21 protein-coding genes are annotated in these 23365 nt (G+C 70.3%); 10 read left to right on the top strand and 11 right to left on the bottom strand.

Annotation, left to right across the window (positions count from 1 at the left end; all coding sequences use genetic code 11):
* The 11 genes from ACWF94_RS02005 to ACWF94_RS01955 form a co-directional block, all read right to left on the bottom strand.
* A complete protein-coding gene (locus tag ACWF94_RS02005) occupies nucleotides 1–285 on the bottom strand; it encodes a hypothetical protein (RefSeq protein WP_453483748.1) in 285 nt (94 codons plus the stop codon).
* A gap of 66 nt (nucleotides 286–351) precedes the next feature.
* Nucleotides 352–1539, bottom strand: a complete 1188-nt coding sequence (locus ACWF94_RS02000; protein ID WP_453483746.1) for an acyl-CoA dehydrogenase family protein — start codon at nucleotides 1537–1539, stop codon at nucleotides 352–354.
* Entirely contained in the window at nucleotides 1523–2134 is a 612-nt protein-coding gene (locus tag ACWF94_RS01995; RefSeq protein ID WP_453483745.1) for a GAF domain-containing protein, read from the bottom strand. The genes ACWF94_RS02000 and ACWF94_RS01995 overlap by 17 nt, the downstream gene beginning before the upstream one ends.
* A complete protein-coding gene (locus ACWF94_RS01990; protein ID WP_453483743.1) occupies nucleotides 2131–2709 on the bottom strand; it encodes a GTP-binding protein in 579 nt (192 codons plus the stop codon). Before ACWF94_RS01990 ends, ACWF94_RS01995 begins: the two co-directional genes overlap by 4 nt.
* A 13-nt stretch (nucleotides 2710–2722) precedes the next feature.
* On the bottom strand, nucleotides 2723–3097 hold the full coding sequence (locus tag ACWF94_RS01985; protein ID WP_453483741.1) for a DUF742 domain-containing protein: 375 nt from the start codon (nucleotides 3095–3097) through the stop codon (nucleotides 2723–2725).
* A gap of 1 nt (nucleotide 3098) precedes the next feature.
* The gene (locus ACWF94_RS01980) at nucleotides 3099–3536 is read right to left on the bottom strand and encodes a roadblock/LC7 domain-containing protein (protein ID WP_453483740.1); all 438 of its coding nucleotides are present in this window, start codon (nucleotides 3534–3536) and stop codon (nucleotides 3099–3101) included.
* 47 nt (nucleotides 3537–3583) lie between these two features.
* Nucleotides 3584–5197 (bottom strand): sensor histidine kinase, encoded by a 1614-nt coding sequence (locus ACWF94_RS01975; protein WP_453483738.1) that lies wholly within the window; start codon nucleotides 5195–5197, stop codon nucleotides 3584–3586.
* A 396-nt stretch (nucleotides 5198–5593) separates the two neighbouring features.
* Nucleotides 5594–6502: a DUF6302 family protein gene (locus ACWF94_RS01970; protein ID WP_453483737.1), complete on the bottom strand. Its 909-nt coding sequence runs from the start codon at nucleotides 6500–6502 to the stop codon at nucleotides 5594–5596.
* A gap of 58 nt (nucleotides 6503–6560) precedes the next feature.
* Entirely contained in the window at nucleotides 6561–7304 is a 744-nt protein-coding gene (locus ACWF94_RS01965) for a DUF5999 family protein (RefSeq protein WP_453483735.1), read from the bottom strand.
* Between the two features lie 829 nt (nucleotides 7305–8133).
* Nucleotides 8134–9048, bottom strand: a complete 915-nt coding sequence (locus ACWF94_RS01960; RefSeq protein ID WP_453483734.1) for a phosphotransferase enzyme family protein — start codon at nucleotides 9046–9048, stop codon at nucleotides 8134–8136.
* Between the two features lie 94 nt (nucleotides 9049–9142).
* Nucleotides 9143–10534 (bottom strand): hypothetical protein, encoded by a 1392-nt coding sequence (locus tag ACWF94_RS01955; RefSeq protein WP_453483732.1) that lies wholly within the window; start codon nucleotides 10532–10534, stop codon nucleotides 9143–9145.
* A 228-nt stretch (nucleotides 10535–10762) separates the two neighbouring features.
* Here ACWF94_RS01955 and ACWF94_RS01950 point away from each other — a divergent pair, with 228 nt between their 5' ends.
* The 10 genes from ACWF94_RS01950 to ACWF94_RS01905 all read left to right on the top strand — a co-directional run bounded on the left by ACWF94_RS01950 (nucleotide 10763) and on the right by ACWF94_RS01905 (nucleotide 22347).
* Complete coding sequence (locus ACWF94_RS01950) at nucleotides 10763–11656, top strand: helix-turn-helix domain-containing protein (RefSeq protein ID WP_453483730.1); 894 nt, start codon at nucleotides 10763–10765, stop codon at nucleotides 11654–11656.
* Entirely contained in the window at nucleotides 11653–11877 is a 225-nt protein-coding gene (locus ACWF94_RS01945; RefSeq protein WP_453483728.1) for a DUF397 domain-containing protein, read from the top strand. The genes ACWF94_RS01950 and ACWF94_RS01945 overlap by 4 nt, the downstream gene beginning before the upstream one ends.
* 118 nt (nucleotides 11878–11995) lie before the next feature.
* Nucleotides 11996–12772: an XRE family transcriptional regulator gene (locus ACWF94_RS01940; RefSeq protein WP_453483726.1), complete on the top strand. Its 777-nt coding sequence runs from the start codon at nucleotides 11996–11998 to the stop codon at nucleotides 12770–12772.
* Nucleotides 12773–12789: 17 nt separating this feature from the next.
* Complete coding sequence (locus ACWF94_RS01935; protein ID WP_453483725.1) at nucleotides 12790–13980, top strand: M20 family metallopeptidase; 1191 nt, start codon at nucleotides 12790–12792, stop codon at nucleotides 13978–13980.
* A gap of 138 nt (nucleotides 13981–14118) precedes the next feature.
* Complete coding sequence (locus ACWF94_RS01930; protein WP_453483723.1) at nucleotides 14119–14355, top strand: hypothetical protein; 237 nt, start codon at nucleotides 14119–14121, stop codon at nucleotides 14353–14355.
* 97 nt (nucleotides 14356–14452) lie between these two features.
* Nucleotides 14453–14629 carry an FxLD family lanthipeptide gene (locus ACWF94_RS01925; protein ID WP_453483721.1) on the top strand — a complete coding sequence of 59 codons (177 nt, stop codon included), beginning with the start codon at nucleotides 14453–14455 and terminating at the stop codon, nucleotides 14627–14629.
* Between the two features lie 227 nt (nucleotides 14630–14856).
* Nucleotides 14857–17820: a lantibiotic dehydratase gene (locus tag ACWF94_RS01920; protein WP_453483719.1), complete on the top strand. Its 2964-nt coding sequence runs from the start codon at nucleotides 14857–14859 to the stop codon at nucleotides 17818–17820.
* Nucleotides 17821–17822: 2 nt separating this feature from the next.
* Nucleotides 17823–19082 (top strand): lanthionine synthetase C family protein, encoded by a 1260-nt coding sequence (locus ACWF94_RS01915; protein ID WP_453483775.1) that lies wholly within the window; start codon nucleotides 17823–17825, stop codon nucleotides 19080–19082.
* Nucleotides 19083–19106: 24 nt separating this feature from the next.
* The gene (gene fxlM, locus ACWF94_RS01910; protein ID WP_453483717.1) at nucleotides 19107–21218 is read left to right on the top strand and encodes a methyltransferase, FxLD system; all 2112 of its coding nucleotides are present in this window, start codon (nucleotides 19107–19109) and stop codon (nucleotides 21216–21218) included.
* A gap of 1 nt (nucleotide 21219) precedes the next feature.
* A complete protein-coding gene (locus ACWF94_RS01905) occupies nucleotides 21220–22347 on the top strand; it encodes a hypothetical protein (protein WP_453483715.1) in 1128 nt (375 codons plus the stop codon).
* Nucleotides 22348–23365 lie beyond the last annotated feature (1018 nt).

The raw sequence follows: 23365 nt of genomic DNA, 5'->3' as shown, positions 1-23365 counted from the left end.
TCAGGGCTCGATGACGCCGACGGCGTCGAGGCCGCCTACGACGAGGAAGAAGATGATCAGGCGCCAGGGAAAGCAGTGCGGAGACGTGGAGAGCCGTTTCGCGATACGCGCCAGGGCGTTATGTGCGGTCCGGTATCCGAACCGGAGTGCCCGCGCCGACTGCCAGGGCGTCGGCGCCGCAGCGAGCTGGGGCACGGCCGGCTCCTTGTCGTCGGGCAGTCGCGCCGCCGGCGGCTGGGGTGCCGGTGCGAACCGGGGGAGGGGGGTCTCGTGGGGGTCTGGCATCGTCGGCTGGCGTCCTTCCTGCTCCGTTGTGTGGGGCGGGGGTCGGTCTGTGCGCGGGGGGCGGGGTCAGACGGAGGTGGGGAGGTGGGCTGGGGCCGATGCGGCAGGGCGGGCGAAGCGCTGTGACCACTGGGGTCGCTGGCCGGGTGCGAGGGCGTCTTCGGCGAGCCGGTGGAACTGGATGTCGCCTGTGCCGGCGGGGGGTTCGACGCACTGGGCGTCACGGAAGTAGCGCTCCATCGGCAGGCTCGTCAGCAGCCCGTGTGCGGCGTGGATCTTCATGCCGAGACCGGCCGTTCGGAGCAGGGCGGCGACGCTTTGCTGTTTGGCGGCTATCAGGGCCGTGTCGCACGGCTTGCCGAGGTCGAGCCGGCGGGCGGCGTCGTAGACGGTGGTCCGTGAACTGTGGAGCAGGGCGCGGATCTCGCCCACCCGGGCGCGGACCACGCCCTCCTTGGCGATGCGGGGGCGGCCGGTGACGTGGGCGACGCACTGGTCGAGCGTCGCCCGGTGGAGTCCGAGCGCGACCGCGGCCAGGTTCAGCCGCCCGTACAGCACCGAGCTGGAGTAGGCGACCGCGAGTCCTTCCCCGGCCTGGCCGATACGGCGGCTGTCCGGGACGCGGACATCGTCGAGGACGAGCTCTCCGAAGGTGAAGCCCTTGAGCCCGAGCCGGGGCTCATGAGGAAGGGTGCTGACGCCTTTCCGGTCGTGCTCGACCAGGAACGCCGTCAGCCCGCGGGGCCCTTCCCCGGTGCGGACCACCACCCCGTGCAACGTCCCGATATGGGAGTTGCCGACGAAGACTTTCCGGCCGTTCAGGATCCAGCCCTTGCCCTTGCGGCGGCCGGTCGCCTTCATGCCCAGTACGTGGCCGCCGGACTCGGCCTCGGTGACCGCGATCGTCGGCAGGCAACTGCCGTCGGCCACCGGCTCAAGCCATGTCCGCCGCTGCTCCCCGGTCCCGAAGTGCAGGATCTTCGCCACTCCGAGCATGGACGCCTGCGCCGCCGCGCCCATTGCCGCGCTGACTCGCGAGAGTTCCTCGATAATGACGGTCTTGGCGATGTGGCCGGCGTCCATGCCGCCGTGGACGGCGGGTACGGTGACGCCGATCCAGCCCTCGCGGGCCATTGCCGTCACCAGGTCGCGTTCGGTCTCCCCGGTGGCCTCCATCCGGGGGATGCGGGGTGTGATCTCCGCCTCGGCGAAGGCCCGGACCTTGTATCGCAGGTCGTCATGGTCGGCGTGCATCGTTCTCCTTCGTGTTCTCGGGGCCGGCGGGCGGGCTGTGGGGGAGGAAGGGGAACAGCAGGGGCATCAGCGCGTCGCGGTAGGACTTGATGAGGTGCAGCAGTTCCTGCTCGGTGTCCTGCGGGCGGGCCACGGTGTCGATGAAGCACACGGTGGCGAGCGTGATGCCGGTCTCCGGGTCGACGAACGGGGCGCCGACGTAGGCGCCGACACCGAGCTGGTCGACGACCAGGTTGGACCGGAAGCGGGGGTGGTCGTACACGTCGGTCAGCACGAGCGCGTTCCCGCGGCGGGCCAGCAGTGACGGGCAGTAGCCCTCGGTCAGGCGCATCGTGCGGCCGATCAGGGGCAGGTCACCGCGCGGTGCCCGGTACAGGCCGGTGAAGAACTGGCCGTCCTCGCCGAGGAGGTTGACCATCGCGTAGGAGGCTCCGACGTCGCGGCCCAGGGCGGCGGCGGCTTCGTCCAGGTCGCCCCGGGCGGCGCGCGTGAGCCCGAGTTCGGCGAGCCGCCGCTCACGCACCGTCGCGTCGGCGGGGCTGGGGGCGGGCCCTGTGCGCAGCGTGTGCCGGCCGGAGGCGGGGGGACGGGTCACAGCAGGACTCCACGGGAGGGCGGGGACAGGATCAGCGTCTGGGCGCGCTGGACGAGCGCGGCGAGCACCGTGGCGACGGACGCGGTGTCGCGGGCGTCGCACATCACCACCGGGACGTCGCCGGTCAGGCCGAGTGCGCTCCGGATCTCGTCCTCCTCGTAGCGGTGCGGGGCGTTGGCGAATTCGTTGACCGCGACGACGACCGGCACTTTCAGGGACTCGGCGAAGGTGAGGGGGGTGAAGCCGTCCTGGAGGCGGGCGGTGTCGATCACGACGATGGCGCCGACCGCGCCGTGCGCGAGGTCCTTCCAGGTCCGCGAGAACCGGTCCTGCCCCGGGGTGCCGAAGAGGAAGAACTCCATCGGGTGCGGGGGGTCGGGGAAGGTGACCCGGCCGAAGTCGAGTGCCGTGGTGGTGGTCGCCTTGTTCTCGATGCCGGTGAGGGAGTCGGTTGCGGCGCTGGCCTGGGTGATGACCGCCTCGGTCCGCAGCGGGGCGATCTCGCTCACGGACCCGATCAGTGTCGTCTTTCCGGCCCCGAACCCTCCTGTGACCAGGAACTTCACGGTGCTCATGGGGGGCAGCGGTTCAGCGGCCGGCACCGGCGGTCACCCCCCACCGCATCTGGAGGTTGGCCAGGCAGGCGTCCAGCAGGGCGGTGCGGTCTCCGCCCGGCGGCGGGACGGCCATGCCCAGCACGCCGTCCAGCAGGAGATCCGAGACGATGACCATGACGACGGGAGCGGGCAGTTGCACGGTGCCCGCCAGCTCGATGACCGACCGGTTGCCCTCCTGGCACAGCTCGGCAAGCCGCCGCTGCTCGGGAGCGAGACCGGCGAGGACGGCCCCGGGCTTGGCCCGCACCTGTGATTCGAGCCGCAGGGACAGGTCAGCCTCGGTCCGCCCTCCGGTCAGCAGGTAGCGGGGGACCCGGGGGACGGCCTCCCAGCCGAACGCCGCCATGTCACTGTCCTTCGGCGGGCGTCGTACGGTCCGGCGTGGCGAGGTGTTCCCCGACCTGCTGGACCAGGAGGGCCATCTCGTGGCCGACGCGGCCCGGGTCCGCCGAGGTGTCGGTCGCCACCGCCAGCAGGCTGCCCTGACCGGCGGCCATCACGAACACGAAGCAGTTCTTGTGCCGGATGACCACCTCCGCGACTTCTTCGTTCAGTCCTGCGGCGACGGTCTCCACGGTGGCGTTCCCCAGGGAGTAGAGGCTGGAGGCCGCGGCGGCGAACCGGTCCATGTCCGCAGCCTCCAGCGGGCCGGTGGACGATCCCACCAGGCCGTCGCGGGAGGCGAGGACGGCCCGGGTGGTGTGGGGGACCTGGGCCGCGAGCTGCTCCAGGAGCCATTCCAGGCCGCGGAGCTTCCATTTCGGTGCGGCAATCTGGCTGGTCATCACGAACTCCTTGCGTCAGAACGGATGAAGAGAGGGGAAGAAAGGGATCAGACCGGCGGCTGCTCCGGTGCCGGTCCGGCCGGGTGGCTGTGGACGGTGCGGACACCGGCGAAGAACGCCGCCGCCGGCCCCGCGCCGGGGGCGCCGGCGGGACCTGTGTCCCCGTCCGGCGTGATCACGGCGGACGGCGGGGTGTTCCGGTCCCGGCGCGGAAGCACGGGCCGCCCACCCGTACCCGCGCCTGTCTCCGTCGCTGTCACCGGGCCGGAGGCCGGCGTCGCCTGCAATACCGCGCCGCGCCGGGGCAGCACCGGCCGGGCAGCACCGCCGGCCTGTGGCGCGCTGCCGCAACCGGGGACGGGGGAAGCCGCGGACCGGGGGGCGGGTGCCGGGGGAGTCTGCCGAGCGGCGGGGGGAAGCTGTTCCGGGACGACGACCAGGCGCTGGGGCAGCACCACGCTCGCGGTGTGCCCGCCCTCCGGGTTCGCGCGCAGGCTGACACCGATGCCGTACGCACCGGCCAGCCGCGCGACGACCGGCAGCCCGATCCGGCCCTCCCGCAGCCGGGCGTGCACCGCTTCCTCCGACGGCTCCGCCAGGAGGGTGTTCGCCGCTGCCAGCCGTTGCTGCGACATCGGCAGACCCTGGTCCTCGACCTCCACCAGCAGGTCCCCGTGGAGCCAGGAGGCCGACACCCGTACCTCGGTCTCCCTCGGGCTGTAGCGGAGCGCGTTGTCGATGAGCGCCGCCAGCAGGTGCGTTACCGCAGGGCCCGCGTACCCCACCAGCCACAGCTCCTGCGGCGGCCAGCTGGTCCGCGCCCGCCGGTAGTGCTCGGTCTCCGCCGTCGCCTGCCGCAGCACGGTCGGCAGCGGCACCGGCTCCCGGCTGGGCCCGAACGGCTTCCCGCCGAGCACCATCAGGCTCTCGCTGTAGCGGCGCACCAGCGTCGCGAACAGTTCCGCCCGGAACGTCGTCCGCAACAGCTGCGGGTCCTCAATGGTGTTCTCCAGCTGCTCCAGGACCTCCAGGAGCCGGATGGTGGTGCTGTGCAGCCGGGGCGCCACACTCGCCACCACCTGCGCCTCCCGCCGGGCCTGGCCGTCCTTCCGGGCCCGCACGACGGCCTTGAGCGCTGCGTCCAGCGCGGCGGCGAGCGCCTGGTCGAACGCCGTGAAGACATCGCACAGGTCCGCTCCGCCCAGCGGTTCCGCGATACCGGAGCCGCCCGCCTGGCCGGACTCCTCCAGCGAGGCGGCGATCTCACGACGGCCCGCGGCCAGGACCGAGGCGTAGTAGTCCACCCACGCACGGACCCATGCCGTGTGTTCTTGCCGCTGCGCTCGCTCGCGGTCGATCTCAGCGCGCTCCCCGGCGAGGTGCGCGGCCAGGCGTGCCGTGTCGGCGTCCGCCCACGGCCAGCACAGCACCAGGGCCCCGGTCCCGGCCGCGGCGGCCCCGGGAACGGTCCACTGCCAGGGCAGTTCCGCAGCAGCGTGCGCCGCCCACAAGGCGGATGGCACCGCCGCACCGGTGAGTACCCCGGCGAGGTAGCGGTTCCGCAGCCGCGACCGCCACCCGCGCACGTCGCGGACCGGCGGCGCTGCGGTATCGCGCTGACGGCGCGACGACCGGCGAGGGGAAGGCAGAGTCGGCTTCATGAACCTTGAATCCTCACAACAGCGAGAAACAGCACAAAAGGGGTGACGGGAGGGAGCGGGAAGGGTCGGACCGGCTGCCGCGGGGTTTCCGAGGCCCCCGCAGCAGCCGGGAGGGTGCGGCATCGAACTGCGCCGCGGTCTCGATCCGGTCCGTCTGCGGGAACTCCGGTACGGGCGATGAACATGCACCGCTACCGGGCCCCGCAGGGGAGCCGGAGCCCTCCGGGCCGGCACGCCGTTCCCCATACGGCGCGGGCACTGCGCCGGGGCAACGACATGGCCGGGCCGGTGCCGTCCCGGAGCGCTTCCCACCCTGGACCCGTGACCACGGGGGGAGCCGACGGGGCCGGGGCGAACGGATCACGCCCCGGGACGGCGTCTGCGGGCCGGGCAGCCTCACGGCCCCCGGCGGCTCATACACGACCCAGCACTGGGGTGGAGCAGACCGGCCTCGTGCGCCCGCAGCACCGCGTGCACAGGAGTCCTGGCCCTCAGGCGATGGCACACCTCGCCCTCCAGTTCCAGCACCATCCGCCCGGTGAGCGCCGCGAGTTCGGCGTACCGTCCCGAAGACACCCCGGCCGCCCACGCGTCCAGCAGCCCCAGAGCCGCCGGGCCCAGGAACACCGACTGGGACCGGGCAACGGGGAACAGGCCCCGGCAGACGGCCTCGTGCACCAGCCCCGTCCAGGCCGCCTCCGGCCAGCCGGTCAGTACTCGGCCCACACCAGCCATCCGCTCACAGACTTCCCGCTCGGACCCGGCCAGGCGGCAGTCGATCAGAGTGCCGACCGTCGACCCGTGCGCGAGAGCATCCAGCAGCACCGCGTCCGGCAGCGCCAACTTCCCGCCCGGAGAACGGCAGTCATGCGGCCAGTCCAGGCCGCCGGCCCCGTAGAACGCGGCCCGCGCCCGCTCACTGATCCGGGAGGGGCAGTGCACGCCCCACACCACCAGGACTCCGCTCCGCCCGTCAGGCAGCAGACGCGCGTCACCAAAACCGGGCAGTGCCGCCAGGACGCTGGACACCGCTTCGCCCACGGGCCGGGGACCGGTGGGCACGACCCCGCCCAGACGGCCGTCCCCGGCCGGCACCGCCAGCACCCCTCCCTCCCCCGCCCCCGGGAAACGGACGGCCACCGCCCGCGCCACAAGCGACGGGTTCGCCAGCAACTGAACGAACCTGCGGTAGTCCGGGGCCGTCTGCGCGGACGCAACCGTCACCAACGCGCCGGACCGGGGCAACAGCCCGCCGACGGTAGGCGACGCGTCTGATGAGGGCAGGGCGAGAAGAGAGTCAGTCATGGTCTTCCACCAGAGAACAACGCACGAATGAGGACCGGACAGGACGCAGCGGGAGCCCCTACGGGGCGTGGCCTCCGCGGGTGTGAAGGGCCCTGGCCAGGGCCTCGCGGAGCATGTCCGCGTCCGGCGGGCCAGCGGCTTCCCTCCGGCGAGGCTTCCAGGGAGGGGTGTCCCAAACCCATCCGCGCGTCGGCGGCAGGACCAGACCCTCCCTCTCGCGGGAAATCCGCACGCCAGGCAGGCCATCCAGGGCAGCGGCCGTTCCGCTCTCCAGCACGAACGTCATGTCACCGTGCCCGCGCAGGCTCGGGACCGACACCAAACCGGGCCGGTGATCCGCCGCGCGGTCAAGGAGAACCATCGCCTTGCGGCCCTCCTCCACGGGCACGGTGGCCGCATCGAACACGCCGCAGACCGAGCCGACCGTCACATCCGGGTCCGACCTCAGCAGCCGCAGCGCTCCCTCGGCGTCGACCACCGCGCCGGCCACGACCAGGGGCCACCCGAGCACCTCGGTGTACGCATGCAGGAGAGACGCGGGATCACTCGACCGCGGAGGCCACCAGAAAGAACCGCCGGAGGAGCCGTTCACGCCGCCCCCCCCACGAGCAACGGACATGCCACGCGGAGCGACCATCTGCCCATCAGACAGCAGATCCCCGGTGACCTCGAACAGCACGACGTTGCACAACAGGCTCCAGACCTGTTCCGCATGGTGCGTGGACAGGCGGGCCGCGTCCCGGTCGGCGGAGGAGGAGTCCGGGCACAGCGGCTGGTGCCCGCATCGTGCTGGGGTCGTCATCGCGGATGTCCGAACATGTTGGTGGCTCCCTGGTGGGGTGACCGGTCCGCTGTGCGGCTCGGGGCATTGCGGGTCCCGCCGACAGGCCGCAGCCGTCTGGCCGACGGGACGGTGCTGTTGTCTGCCGCGATCAGCGTTGCGGATTGTGTGTGTCATCACTAGGCCAAGCCGCGACAAGCCGCGACAAAGCGATGTCAGGCCACGACAAGGCTGCAGCGAGCGGTGACAAACCGAGACATCCTGGGGCCGCCAGCATGTCACCCGGCCGACCGCAGGTATCCGGGTTTGCCCGTGTTTTGGAAGGGCTCCGGCACCGGCCCCAACATCGGGTTTGTCGCGGCTTGGTGGTTCGATGACGCGTCGTCTCCGCCACTGTTGAGGGGCGGCTGAACTGGGCTCGCGCCGCATAGTCACACCTCGATCGAAAGTGGGAGACACCATCGACATGTGCTGGCAGGATCCACGAGGAGCGTTCAGGAGAACTGGTGTCACAGGCGTCGCCGGGAACGGCTGCTGCCCGATACAAGAGGCGGGACGAGTGCCTCGGAGGCCGGGGTCAGTCTTCAGGAACCTGCGACACCGAGGGCCTTACCGGTCGGGCGCACAGGAGTATCCGCCGTGGTCTGGGCCGTCGGGGTTGATCGAGGGACTGTGGGGACGACGATCAAGCGCGGCGGCCACGGCGTACGGTGGTAACGCCTCTTGAGGCAGCTTCCGTGAACCTAGGGTGCGCGTTCTGAGCACGGATCTGCTGGTCCCGGCTGTGGGTGCACTGTGGCGGGGAATCGCTCCATCGCCTTATGGCAGCGAGGCGCAGGCGCTGGTCCGATCATCGGCGGGGCGGTGAGGTCCAGACGGCTTCCGTGTCACCGGTGCGGAGGATTTCCAGGCGGTGGGCGAGTTCGGCGCGGGCGAACTCCCGTCGGGGAGCGGTCCGGATGTAGGGGCTGAGGCCGGTGATCTCCCGCGCGGAGATCACGGTGCCGAGCGTGTCCCAGCTGCGGACATCCCATCCGTAGGCTTGTGTGAAAGCACTGAGATCCGTGCCCGTGGGACGCTGGAACCGTCGTCGGGTGTAGTGGACTTGGGCGAGATCCCATTCGCGGGGGCCGATCGCGGTGTGGTCCCAGTCGCCCAGCACGAGATCGCCCTCAAGGGTGCGCATCGCGTTGTTGGGGTGAGCGTCTCCGTGGATCAGCCCCCAGGGGCGAGTGAACGGCAGCTGCGGCCACATGGCCCGCAGCTCGGCGATCCGGCCCAGGAGCCAGGTCCGCGGCGCGGTCGGCAGCGCGTCCGGTGTTTGGCCGAGCGCGGCGGTGACGTCGTCGAAAGGGTCGTCGAACCGGCCCAGTGCGAACGGCGGCACGGGCTGGGCATGCAGCTGCTGCAGCAGACGGCCGAGCCCGGCGCCGTCCGGAGGCGGCCCATCGGCGGCGTTCACCCGGTGCCACAGCGACACGACCCGCCCCTGGACGGTGAACGGCTGGTCGACGGTGTCGACGGGAACGACGCAGGGATAGCCGCGCCGGGCGAGCCAGCGGGTCACCCGCACGGATGTGGCAACGCGGGCCAGGGCGTCGGGGGCGGTCGCGATCCGCACCACCCAGCCGCGCGAAGGCAGCGCGATCACCGCGTTGCTGTGCTGATGCAGGACTTCCGCATCACTCACGTCCACGTTCAGGAGATCACCGACAGCCAGGACGACGGCATCGGTCGGGGCATCGGCAATGCGATCGATAGGCACAGGAGTGAGTCTCACCGATCCCGCCCCGCCCGGGAAACCGTGGCGGATACCCGCCCTGCCTCCCCCGGCGGGCGACACCGGGCGCGGGACGGCGTCACGGGCCGTGAGGGGCGCCGGGGCCGGACGCGCGCAGCGCTGGCCGTGCCACCTCGTACAGGTCCCGGACAGCCGGTTGGTCCGCGTAGGGCTGTGCTGCCGTAAGGACGTCGTTCAAGCGGCGCCGGACCCGGTGGGAGGCGAACGCCGGCAGCAGCCCGACGAGCTGCGTCCCGACCGCGCAGCCCTGTTCGACCGAGCCGGCCTGGAGGTATCCGATGGCCTGCACGGCCATCGAGAAGGCCCGCAGCCGGGCGTAGCCGTTCTTGCCCTCACCCCGCAGCCGCAGCGCATCACCTTCGGCTTCCGCGGCCTGCTGCCCCATCCCGAGATTGCGGTAGCAGTTGCCCTCCTCGTCCCGGAGATAGGCCAGATCGTAGATCTCCGACCACGCCGGTTCACCCGATCCGCCGGCCTTCTCCAGGAATCCGCGCACCTGGCCGAGAAGCGCCAGCGTCGCCGCCTGATCACCGGTGAGCGACGTGGCCAGGGCAGCCTTCCCAGTGATGAACGCACGGGCCTTCCACGGTGCGCGGCCGGCCAGACCGCTCGCGCCGTCGGTATAACTGAGCGCCCTGTCCACGTCGCCCGCCCAGATGCTCTGCAGGCCCCGCATCGACAGGACCCACCCGACGAGCGTGGGATCGTCGAGTTCCTGCGCGGCCGCCAGCGCCAGCGCCAGGAAGCGCCCCGAGTCACGGGTCTGCCCCACATCGAAGTGCATCCAGGCCACCCGGACGGCGAACTCGGCCGCTGTCTGGAACAGCTCCTCCCGGACAGCGGTACTCATCGCCGAATGAAGGCGGGGCTGCACCACCCGCAGGAGATAGTCGGTGGCGTACGAACGGGCATGACCACCGCCGAACTGGTGATCGGACGCGGTCAGCGACGTGAGCATCGACCGGATGACCTGCACATCCCCGCCCGTGGCCGCTACCTGCGCCAGCCGGTCCGGCGCGGAGGGGCTGAGACCGTAACCGAACGGGAGGCCCGCCGCAGTCAGATGTTCCCCGCCCAGGCCGGTCACACTCAAGGTCTCCTGACGGGGGGAGAGGCCAGCCGGGCCCGGCGGGAGGGACGGTTCGCCCGATGCACCGGCCGCCGGGGCGGGGGAAGGCGAGGCCGGGTCCTTGACGGAGGCGAACAGTTCCTCGGCCGGGACACTGAAGAGGCGCTCCAGGATCATCCGCGCGTGACGGTGGGGGAGGGCTTTGAGATCTCCGTTCATCCAGCGCTCGAACGTCCTCGGGATGACAAAGGCGTACTTGAGATTCCCGCTTCCCGGTGTTGCGCCCAACTCCCGGGCCACCCGGGCGTAGTGACCGTTGAAGACTTCGTAGACGCTCCACTTGCGCTGCTCGACCAGCTGGCGGAAGAGAGTCCTGCGCATCAGTGCTTCCCTCCGGCCCCTGGGTGTCCGGTCCTTGGACCAGACGGTGACATGCCGAACCAATCCGGAGCGGGCAGCATCCGTCGCGCCAAGCGACCAGCTCAGTACACATCGTGACAGTGTGACTCTGCCTACAATGCTCCCCCGGCCCTGACTTATCAACAGCGCGAGCAAAATTGCTCCGTTCTTTGGTTGCCCCGCCTCGTGGTGCTCCGCCACACTGACGGCATGCCGCAGACGAACAGCCCTCAGCCTTCCGTCGTGCGGTCCCAGCTCGGCGCGCTTCTGACACAGCTTCGGCAGGACGCGGAGCTGAAGCAGAGCGAGGCCGCGCAACGCGCGGGCACCGACCCCGGTACCCTCAGCAGAATCGAAGCCGGACTGCGCGGGATGAAACCGGCGACCGCCGAACGGCTCCTGGACTGTTACCACGTCTCCGACCCGGCCGTCCGCGACGAGGTCCTCGAACTCATCCGCCTCGACGCCGGCCAGCGCCGCCGCCCCGCCTGGTGGAAACGGCACCACGAGGTCCTCAGCCCCACCGCGTTCGACGGCTACCTCGCTCTCGAAGCAGCCGCCCAGGAGATCCGCAACTACGAACCCCTGATCATCCCCGGACTGCTCCAGACGCCCGCGTACGCACAGGCCGTCATCACCGCCATGCGCCCCGAACTGACCGCCGTCCAGGCCGCCAGACTTGTCGAGATCCGCATGGCCCGGCAGCGCAAGATCCTCGGCGCAACCGAACCCGGGCGCACCTTCCGCTTCCACGCTCTCATCGACGAAACCGCCCTGCTTCACCTGCCAGGAAGCGTAGCCGTCATGTCCGAGCAGCTGGAACACCTCACGGCGGCATGCGACCACCCGCAGACCACGGTGCGCCTCAGCCCGCTCGCCTCCCGCCCGCACCCCGGCCTCGCTGGCGCCTTTGTCATCATGACGCTCCCCCCGCCCGCCCACGCAGTGGTGTGTGTTGAGATCATGCACCGCTCGCTGTACGTCGAGAACGACAACGACATCGGCCTCTACAACAGCGCTTTCACCCATCTGTGGGAACGGGCGCTGAGCCCCGCCGAAACCTGCACCTACCTGAAGAACAGAGCCAAGGAGAATCCCGCGTGAGCGTCAGCCTTCCCTCCCCGCCGGCCCCGGCCGCACCTGCGTGGCGCAGGTCCTCCCACAGTGGCGGAGCAGGCAACTGTGTCGAGATAGCCACCGTCTGCCCCGACGTGGTGGGGGTACGCGACAGCAAGAACTCCGAGGGGCCCGTACTCCTGTTCTCCCGCGGCGGGTTCACTCCGTTCCTCGCCGCCCTGCAAGCAGAAGCACCCGTCATGCGGTGAGAATGGTCCCGTCGTCGGCACCCGGTGACAGTCGGTCAGGATGGCTGGTGCGGGTCTGCTGAACCTCTCGGGGGCGGGGGAGACTGAGGGGAGATACCGGTGGACCGGGGAGGGGGCGGTGTCCGTGGCCGCGGTGGGTGGAGGGGATTCGGCGCTGAAGCGGGCGCGGTTCGCGCTGAACATGACGCTGGAGGAGGCCGCCGATGAGTTGAACGTGCTGACCGGCGGTGCGGCAGACGCGAGCCTGATGAGCGCGTGGGAGTCTGGCCGGCGCCGCACCGGCAAACGAAATCGGGCCGGATTGTGCCGGCTGTACCGCGAGCGGCCGGAGGTGCTGTTCGCCCACCAGGACGGGACGGCGGCCACCAGCGTGCTGGAGACCTCCGGAACGGCCGTGGTGGTGGAGGTCCTCACCCGCTGGACCGACCTGGTCGAGGCGATGGTCGAGGTCGCCGCCGGGGCGCGCGAGCAGCTCGTCGTCACCGGCTCCCGGTCCCGGGAGAGGGAGTACCTGGCGGCGATCGAAACGGTGGTGGCCCAGCAGCCGGACCTCATCCACTACCGCGTCCTGTACGGACCGCCGCGGCACCGGGCACTCGCCGGTCATCTGCTGCGGCTGCTGGAACTGCGCGATCCGTCCGCGCGCCGCAACGGCGTCAAGACGCTCCACATCGGGATGGTGGAGCCCACGCAGGCACTGGAGCGCTTCTTCGTTGCCTCGGAGCGCGCGGCGGTGGTGCCGCTGCCCAGTTTTCACGGGGCGGACGGGTTCGACTGCGGGGTCCTGCTCGGCCGTGAGGCGGCGGTGGGTCTGGTCCACCATGGGCGGGAGGCGTGGGCGCGGCCGGTGGAGACGACCGAAGCCGTCCGTGCGCTGCCGGTACGGCACAACTAGGCGTGGTGGGGAGAGGCGTGAGCAAGGACCTTCAACAGGTGGCCGGGGACCGTGTGGCGTCGGTGGTGGAGCTGGCCCGGGAGATGATCCGGCGGCCGAGCCGGGCCGGGATCGACGATTACGGGCCCGTCCTCGGCGTGCTGGAGGACTGGCTCACCACTCACGGTCTGCCGCACCGGCGTCTCCACGACGGGTCCGGGCAGTTGGGGGGGTTGCTGGTGGAGATCCCCGGCGGCCGTCCGGGGAAGTGGTGGACGCTGGACGCGTGCGTGGACACCGCCCCGTACGGCGACGAGTCCGCCTGGTCGTTCCCGCCTGCCTCAGGGGATGTGGTCGACGGCTGGCTGCGGGGCCGGGGTTCGGCCGATTCCAAGCTCGCAGCGGCCATGTTCTGCCACATCGCCGCCGACCTCAACGCGCGTGCCGAGGCTCTGCACGGCGGGCTCGCCGTGCTCCTGGACGTCGATGAGCACACCGGCGGCTTCGGCGGCGCCCGCGCCTACCTCGCCGACGAGGCCGCGGCCCGCCCGGCCGGGGTGATGATCGGCTACCCCGGCCTGGACGACATCGTGGTCGGCGGGAGGGGACTGTGGCGGGCGTCGATCACGGTGCACGCCCCCGCCGGGCACTCCGGGTCCAGCAAGGCCGTGGTTGGTGCGATCTCCCGCGCCGCGCATCTCGTGCGGGTGTTGGACGCGGCCGAACTGCCTCGGGTGGACGGTGTCTCGGGGTTCCCGCTGCCGCCGAAGCTGTCGGTGACCGCCTGCCACGGCGGCCAGGGCTTCTCGACCACCCCCGACCGGTGCGACCTCAACGTCGACTTCCGCACCACCCCGTCCTTCGACGCCCACGACGCCGAGACCCTGGTCCGCAAGGCCGTCGCCGAACTCGACGCGGAACTGCCCGCCCCGGCACCGACCGAGGTCACCCCCGTGGCCGTCTGGCCGCCATTCCGCCTCACCCAGGAGGAGCAGCCCGCCGCCGCCCTGCTGAACGCCGCCGCCGAGACAGGGCTCACGGTGCGGGCGAAGACCGCGGGCCCGTCGAACATCGGCAACCTGCTCGCCGGGGAGGGCATCCCCGCCACCGCCGGCTTCGGCGTGCCATACGAGGGCCTCCACGGCATCGACGAACGCGCCCACCTGGCCGAACTCCCCACGGTGTACGCCGTCTACCGGCGTGCCGTGCTCGGGCTCCTCGGGGGCTGACGTCCCACGCCCGTCCCACTTTCCTCCCAGATCCACTCCCAGCAAGTCCCCAACTCCGTCTCTGGCAACGGTTCCCGGACCGCGGTGACATAGAGGCAGCACCACCTCCACTGTCACCGATGAAACGGGAGGCCGGTCATGGCCGCACAGACCACCGTCACCATCACGCTCGCCGACGACGTGCCCGCCGCCACAGCACCGAGCATCACCTTCGTACCGCAGGTCAGCATCCACCCGCTGGCGGCCCTCACCCTGGGCCGCCAGACGTTCAACGACTCGGACAGTCCTTGGACCCGGGTTGGTTCGGCGACTGTCCGCGCACCCGATGAGGCATGGGACGCTGGGCTGTTGCTCCGGTCGATGCCGGGTGGCTGACATCCGCTGGAAGGACGTGGCCGACTGGCTACGCTCCGCCTGTTGGATCGGATCACCTGCAACACCCGTATGGAACCTTGACAGATTGGAATCTGCCATGAGCAGAAGCACGGTGCAGGACGACTCCCAGGTGGCGGCTACCGCCACCGAAGACCTGTTCGACCTGGACGTGAAGGTCCTGGAAGTGGGAGGCGGGACCCTTCCGCTGATCCTCCTCACGGACGACGGCTGCAAGCCCTCGTGCCCCGAGTCGTGCGCCACCGCCGTGGCCTGACCGTTTCAGCTCGGTCGCGGGCTCGTGTGGTGGATCTCTGCCGCACGAGCCGGTGCCATCGGAGAAGTGCTCACAGCGATGAGGGGGATCGTGTGATGCGGAGGGTTCCGCCGCTCTACCGATGTGCCGACACGGCGCTTCTGCGCGGCAGCGTGCACGGGGATCTGGTGTTGCCGGATTGGCCGGATCGACCGGTCGATTCGTCGGCTGGGTGCGCGGCGTGGCTGGTGTGGCTGCGGAAGGTCCGGGAACTGACCGAGGTCGCTGCGGCCGTCGAGCAGGCCAGCCCCGATCTTGCACGCGAGGTCGATGCCGTGTGCGCGGCCGGGGATGCAGACGTACGGCGGATTCGGCGGACGGTGCTCTCGGTGGCCCGGTACGTGCTGCGGATGACCGGCAGAGCCACCCCGGCCGGACTCTTCGCCGGGATCTCCCTCGCATCCTTCGGCCAGGATTCCGAAGCGCGATGGGGTACGGACCACCGGGCTGTCGCCCGTGCCGACGCCTCATGGCTGAGCAGCATCATCAAGGAGCTGGAGTCGTGTCCGGAACTCCTTGCCCGGCTGACCGTGATCGCGAACACCGCCGGCTTCGAGCGCGGTGATCGCCTGGTGGTTACCTACCCGCCGAGACCGGGCGAGGAGCAAGGCCCGCCCCCGGCAGAGGTGTCGGTACGCCATACCCAAGCCGTGCAGATGGCGGTGCGGGAGGCCAAGGTACCGATCCGGTTCGACACGCTCGCCGACCGGCTCTCGGCGGAGTTCTCCACAGCGTCGAAGCAGATGATCGACGGCCTGATCGCCAGTCTGGTCAGCCAGCATGTGCTGATCACCAGCCTGCACGCACCCTCGACCTGTACCGACGCCCTCGAACATGTTGTACGGGAGCTGGAAGCGGCGGGCGCGGACCATGTCGCAGGGGTGGCGGATCTCAGCGGTCGGGTGCGAGGGATCCGCGACGCGCTGGCGCGTCACAACGAGGTCCGTGCCGTCGCGGACGGCAGGGAAATCCGCACGTCGATATCCGAGGGGATGACGGCGCTGGCGCCGACAGTACGCCGCCCGCTGGCGGTGGACGTGCGGCTCGACTGCTCGCTCGTGCTCCCGGATCGTGTCGCCCGCGAGGCCGAGGCTGCCGCCTCGGTGCTGGCCCGTCTGAGTGCGTACCCTTTCGGGACTCCGGCGTGGGCGGCCTATTTCACCCGGTTCTTCGAGCGGTACGGGGTGGGCACGGCCGTGCCCGTTCTGGATGTCGTGGACCCCGATGCCGGGCTCGGTTTCCCCGCCGGCTATCTCGGGAGTGCTCCTGAGCCGCAGGAGCACGTCTCGGCTCGTCACCGGCGGCTGCTTGCCCTGGCGCAGACGGCGGCACTGGATGGCCGCCGAGAGATCGTGCTCGATGATCAGATGGTGGCCGGACTCGGCCCCGACGAGCAGGACATGGTGCGGGTTCCGCCTCACCTGGAGCTGTGTTTCCGTCTCCAGGCCGAAGGAATGGACTCGCTGGAGAACGGAGACTTCGCTCTGTCGGTCGTCAGCGCGTCGCGGGCCGTCGGCACGATGTCCGGACGGTTCCTCAGCTTGCTGGAACCGTCGGATCGCGAACGCGCGGCTGCGGTGTTCGAGCAGGTGTCGGCGGTCGATCCCGAGGCGTTGACGGCACAACTGTCCTTCCCCCCACTCGATCCTCGGAACGCGCACGTCACCCGGGCCCCGCACATGCTGCCCGCTGTGATCAGCGTGGCCGAGCACCGCCCGCCGGACAGCGACTCGATCCCGCTGGACGATCTGGCGGTGATGTGCGATAGATACCGCCTGTATCTGGTTTCGCTCTCCCGCAGACGGCGGCTCTCGCCCACAATGCTCCACGCGCTGGACCTTCGGGCCCACACCCCTCCGCTGGTGCGCTTCCTGGCCGAGGTCGCCAGGGCCCAGGACACGGTGGTCACCGGATTCGACTGGGGCCTAGCCCTCCACCTGCCGTTCCTGCCCCGCCTGCGGTACGGCCGCACCATCGTGTCCCCGGCCCGCTGGCTGCTGGAACGTGCCGAACTCCCCGGCGGTACCCCATGGCCGCAGTGGCGCGAGGCACTGTCGGAGTGGCGGGACCGGCGACGCTTACCGTCCGTCGTCTTCCTCACCGAGGGCGATCGACGGCTGAAGCTGGACCTGACCGAGCCCGCCCATCTGTCGCTGCTCCGCACCCACCTGGACACCACCGACGTCGCTGCTCTCCACGAAGCTCCCGCCGCTTCGGCAGACGACTGGTCGGGCGGGCGCGCTCACGAGATCGTGACCGCCATGACCCGGCCGGCTTCACCGCCGACGGCTCCCTCAACCATCCCGAGCCGCACGATCAGCCGGAACCATGGGCGTCTGCCCGGCTCCTCGGCCTGGCTGTACGTGAAGCTGTACGGCCACCCGGAACGGCAGCCCGAGATCCTGGCCCACCATCTGCCCAAGCTGTTCACTCCCTGGCCGGAGCCGCCGCGCTGGTGGTACACGCGCTTCAGCGACCCCGAGCCGCACCTTCGGCTGCGCATCGCGTTGAGCGCGGAAGCGGGGTTCGGCACTGTGGCCGAGCGCATCAGCGCTTGGAGCCAGGAGCTGCGGCACCGCGGGCTGCTTCGGGACATACACTTCGCCACCGACTATCCGGAGACCGGCCGGTGGGGAGACGGCGCGGCCATGGACGCCGCTGAAGAGGTCTTCACCGCCGACTCACGGACGCTGGCCGACCAGTTCGCCACGGCTGTCCAGCCTCATCAACAGGTCTTGGCCGCTGCGAACTTCGTCTCGCTAGCCCAGGGCTTCACCGGAGGCACCGAGCCCGCCATGGCCTGGCTGACCGACCGTATGCGCCCTGACGTCCCGCGCTCCCTCGACCGGACCCTCCTCAAGGAGGCGGTGCGTCTGGCCGACCCCACGGGCGACTGGGCCGCGCTGAAAGCAGAACCCGGCGGGCAGATGGTCGTCAGCGCATGGGAGCCGCGTCACCGAGCACTCGCCCGCTACCGTGCGCAGCTGACCCATGCCGACCGCATTGAGCCGGACGCGGTCCTGGACTCCCTTCTCCACGTCCACCACATCCGGGCCGTCGGGCTCCACTCCGAGGACGAACAGACCTGCCGTCGCCTCGCCCGCGCCACCGCACTGGCCTGGCGCGCCCGCCACGCACAGGAGAAGCGGTGATGATGAACTACCGGGAACGAGCCGAAGCGATCTCTGCGGCTATCGCCGACCGGCTGGCGTCGCCGGCCGTCGCGCAGCAGCTCGGTCTGCCACAGGGCTGGCATCCGCAGTCCCTCGCGTGCGGCGCTGCGGGGATCGCCCTGCTGCACATCGAGCGGGCACGCGCGGGCCTCGGGCCCTGGCAGCGCGCCCACGACTGGCTCACCTGTGCGGCTGGGGACGGCGTGGTCACTGGCCCGGACAGTCACCTCCACTACGGAGCCCCGGCTCTCGCCGTCGCCCTGCATGCGGCAGCCGACCGGCCCGGCCGTTACGCCCGCGCACTGGACACGCTGGACCGCCATATCGCTGTATCGACACGCCGCCGGTTGGAGAGCGCCCACGCCCGGATGGACAAAGCCGTCGAGTTGCCCGCCCTCGCCGAGTTCGACGCGATCCGCGGTCTGTCGGGCATCGGCGCGTACCTGCTGTGCCGGGAACCGCACGGTGAACTCCTCCGCGACGTCCTTGTCTACCTGGTCCGGCTGACCGAGCCGGTGCGGAGCGGCGGCGATGCGCTGCCCGGCTGGTGGAGTGATCAGGCCCCGTCCGGGCGGATGTCGCCGGACTACCCGGGCGGCCATGCGAACAGCGGCATGGCCCACGGAATCGCCGGCCCGCTGGCCCTGCTCGCACTCTCCGCGCTCGCGGACGTCAGGGTCGACGGGCAAACCGAGGCGATCGGGGTGATCTGCTCCTGGCTGGACCGATGGCGGCAGGAAGGCACGACTGGATCTTGGTGGCCGGCCCTCATCGCCCGCGCCCAACTGCGGGGCGAACAGGTGCTCGCCACCGCGCCGTCCCGGCCCTCATGGTGCTACGGGACAGCCGGGCACGCGCGCTCCCAGCAGCTCGCAGCCCGTGCCACGGGCGACCTCACCCGGCAGCGGATGTCCGAGGCGGCTCTGGCCGGGGCTCTCGGCGATCCGGCACAGCTCGCCGCGACAACGGACAAGAGCCTGTGCCACGGATACGCCGGGCTGGCCCACATCGCCGCACGGGCCGCCGCCGACGCACTCACCCCGGACATCGGCGCCCGCGTGCCGCACCTCCTCGACGCGATCGGTGCCGACCCCGGCGCACTGATTCCGTCCGCCACGCAGTCCAAGGACGGGGACATCGGACTCCTGGAAGGAGCCGCAGGCATCGCACTCGCCCTGCACACCATCGCGGCCGGAACGTCCTCACCGTCCGGCTGGGACACCTTCCTCCTGATCTGCTGACCGACCACGAAGGGCAGGACGACCATGGACGCCATCCCCGAATGGCCGCAGTACAACATCGAGTTCCCCGACCGGAAGACGAGCGAGCTGGCCGCCGCCGAGCGCCTGCACCCGGAACTGACCACACTCCTCGCGGGCGGCGTGATCACCACCTGGTGGTTCCTCCGCAAGCCGCCGGGCATCCGGCTGCGCTTGCTCCCTGTGGGCACCGGATCCCCTGGGCACCTCGACCGCGTCCTCGACGGCCTGGAAGCAGAAGGCCGGATCACCGGATGGACGACCGGCATCTACGAGCCGGAGGTCTTCGCGTTCGGCGGCCCCGGCGGCATGGACATCGCCCACGAGCTGTTCCACCACGACAGCCGCAACGTCCTGGACCACCTGCTCCGCACCCGCGACGGCACGGCGGAGCTGGGTCCGAGGGAACTCGGAGTCCTGCTGATCAGCGTGCTCCTGCGCGGTGCGGGACTGGACCGGTACGAGCAGGGCGACGTATGGGCCCGGGTCGCTGCCGAACGGCCATCCGGACGGGACGTGGTTCCACCCGAGCGGCTGAAGTCCGCCGTACAGCGGCTGATGACCGTTAACGTCAGGCCGACGAGCAGCCTGATCAACGGCGGGCCGCTGACGGCGCTGGCGGGCTGGGTCGAAGCGTTCGAAAGCGCCGGCCGGCAGCTCGTGGACCTGAACCGGCGGGGAGTCCTGGAACGGGGCCTGCGCGGGGTCCTCGCCCACCACGTGATCTTCCACTGGAACCGTCTGGGCCTGTCGGCCGCAGACCAAAGCACAATGTCCACACTGGCGAAAGAGACAGTCATGGGAACGAACAACCAGTCCGCGTCGGCACCGGAGTCCGGCGACACCGGCACCAGCCTCAACGAGGTGAATCACACCAGCACCGACGACACCACCGCTGCCGCTCGCCTGCGGGACGAACTGGCCGACAGCCTGCGCGAGCAGGGCACCGTGACGACCGATTCCGTGGACGCGGCAGTCCGGGCCGTACCCCGCGACGTGTTCGTTCGCCAGTTCAAGCCCTCCGCATCGCTGGAGGAGGCATACGCCGACACACCCGTCCACACCAAGTTCGACGACACGGGCGCGTCGATCAGCGCGGTGTCGCAGCCCTCGGTGAACGGGCTGATGCTCGAACTCACCCAGGCACAGCCCGGCATGCGGATCGAGGAATCGGGAGCCGGCAGCGGCCTCTTCGCCTCGTACCTCGCCCACCTCGTCGGAGACGAAGGGCACGTCACCACACTCGACGTCGACCAGGACCTCGTGGACGGCGCCCGAGCCGCCATCGAGAAGGCCGGAGTCCACAACGTCACCGTCGTCCTCGGCGACGGCGCGGCCGGCCACACTGGCGGAGCCCCCTACGACCGGATCGTCGCCACGGTCGGCGCTCACGGCATCCCGCAGGCGTGGCTCGACCAGCTCGCCCCCGACGGCCGTCTCGTCGTACCGCTGCGTCTGCGCGGCAGTGTCTCCCGCGCCGTCGCCTTCGAACGGGACGGTGACGGGCACTGGCGCAGCGTCCGCAGCGAGATGTGCACCTTCATGCCCCTGCGCGCGGGCATCGCCGACGACCCCCGCCGCATCGTCTCGCTGACCCCCGACGACGCCGTCCGGCTCCAGTTCAACCAGGAGCAGGAGGCCGACGAGGAATCCCTTCGCGGCGTACTGGACCAGCCGGGCAGCGAGGCGTGGTCCGAGGTGAGGTTCCGGGGCCCGGAGTCGCCGGAATTCATGTGGCTGTGGCTCGCCTGTGCCATGGAGAACGCCCTGAGCCGGATGGAGGTCAACCGTGCGGCTGCCGGTGCCGCCCTGCTCCGGGAGGGATTTCGCCCCATGGCGGTGGCCGAACAGGGCAGTCTCGCCTACCTGACCCTGCGCAAGGCCGACCTCGCCGAGGACGGCGGCCAGCTCTACGAGGCCGGCGCCATCGGCCACGGCCCCGACGGCAAGAAGCTGGCCGAACAGGTCGCCGAGGAGATGCGCATCTGGGACAAGGAGTTCCGCGGTCGTGAGGTGATCTTCGAGATCCACTCCCTCGACGCCCCGTCGCTCCCTCCGAAGCCCGGCCGCTTCGCCTTCGACAACCCGATCAACCGGATCGTCATCACCTGGGCGTGACATGGACGCCGCCAGCCGCATCTTCCAGCGGTTCCCCCTGGTCGCCCGTCCCCGGCCGACATGCCCACCCCTCGCTGAGCGAGTCCGGGAGGTCGGTGACCTGGCACGGAAGGCTGAACGTGACGGCAGCGTCTCCCTGGCCGCTGTCACGTACAACAAGGCCGCCTTGATAGCGAGTGACTGTGGCCTTCCGGACCTGGCCCGCTCCCTGTGCTGGCGGCACCACGAGGCATACCTGCGCACCCAGCCACTGGGTGCGCAGGTCGCCCGGTACGCCCTGGAGCCCCTCGTCAACCATGCCCGACTGCTGGTCCGCTCCGGGGACGGTGAAGACGCCTACCGTGTCCTCAGCGCGCTGTTCCAAGCCGTCACCTCCCGGTCGGACACTGTGATCGACGGGCGAAGCATCTCCTTCAGCCGGCTCGGCGGCTCGGAGGACGACTATCGCGACCTCCGCCAGTGGATGTGGGCCGTACTACTGGCCGACGGCGCCCGAGCCCTCACCAGCGTCGGCAGATGGACGGACGCCCTCGACCACCTCCAGCAACACAGGGGTGTTGGCGCACGGATGCTCGACGGCCGCCAGGTCGCGATCATCGCCGGCATCACGGCGGGCAGCACCAACGAGGCCATGGCACAGCTCGCGGACACCGTCCCAGGAGAGCCGTGGGAGAACACCGTGACCGCCTGCCTCACCGTGCTGGCCCGACGACACGCAGACGGACCCTCCGATCAGGAACTCGACACGATGCTGGACGGCTACCAGCAGCTCCACCGGATCCCGGAGCTGACCGTCTTCCACACCCGCTTGGGCCTGACCGTCATTGACGCCGCTGACGGCGTCCCGCACCCCGCCGCATGTTCGGTTGCGGCCGACCTGGTCGAACGGACGACGCAGGGCGGTGATGGATACGCGGCGCGAGACGTCCTGGCTCACCCAGGATGTGTCTCCCTCATGTCGACCCGCCAAGCCGACCATCTCTCCACGCTGGTCGAAGCCTGCGCCCTCGGGAGGGGTGCCCTGCCCGCAGAGATGCGATCTGACCTTCTGACCGCGGTGGAAGTCAGCGACACGGTGCTCACGCGGATGGTGAAGGCCAACGGGGCAGGTGCTCAACCGAATCCATGAGTCGCCGACCTTGACCTGTTCGCGCCTACCGGCGACCGGCCTGGCGGCGTGGTTCGGCCGTCGGTTTGCGGCGTGCCTTTGATGCGGACGTCTCGGACCACCCTGTGGCGTAGTCGTGGTCCGCGGCCCGGGCCCACAGTTCCGGATCGTGCTCGTGGACGGCCCCAGCGGCTGGAAGCCTATCGAATGTCATGCATGTCGGTTTCTCTCATCTCTCATTCGCCATGCGACACAACCCCTCTGCCAAGGCCGAGATTCAGCCTCTCGCGGTGAGCGACGTATGGCGCGTACAGCAGCCATGGGCACCGCATACATCGGAGGGAAGGAGGAACAGCACCTTGGTCTCGACGCTGCCAAGCGCGTCCGGACGTTCCCCTTCCTAGCCCAGAGTCTTGGCCGGATCCCTCTGCCACCGCCCGTCAGGACGATCGCCGGGTGGCGTGTCGCTCGAACACGTCCCTGCCCGCCTGGAACTGTCTCCCTGGCGGCTGACGGTGCAGGACGGCGACTACGCAGCCGTCAACGTCCTGTTCGACCAGCGACACTCCGACAGCGTCGCCGACTTCCCTCCCTCGCCCCGGAGCTCATGGCCTACGAGCTGGGACGGATCGCGTTCGATCCCCGCACCGTCGTCTACGACCCAGATTGGATCACCGTCGGAGGGGTCAAGAACGTCAGGCTTCGCCCACTTCCTGATTCGCTCACGGCAGACGGGGATCCGCTTGCAAAGACTTGAATGCATGCGGAAGCCATGTCAACGTACAACACCCTCGAGATCGGTCGACCGGATGGTGAGTCGTGGATTTGAGGCGATCGAGACGATTTCGATGGTGCTGCCGACCGGGCCGAGTTACTGAACCGCCCAAGCGGTGGTCAGCGGGAATTGTATATCTGTAGGGGGTGCGAGTCGAGGGTCTCGTTCTCTATGGGCTACGTGACACAGGATCAGGTCGGACGGACGTAGTGCGATGTATAGCCGACGATCCCCGGTTCGCCAAACCGGGGATCGTCCGGACTA

The organism is Streptomyces sp. NPDC055078, assembly GCF_053607985.1.
The sequence above is the reverse complement of the archived record's forward strand: the minus strand, read 5'-3'. Positions and strand labels throughout refer to the sequence as shown.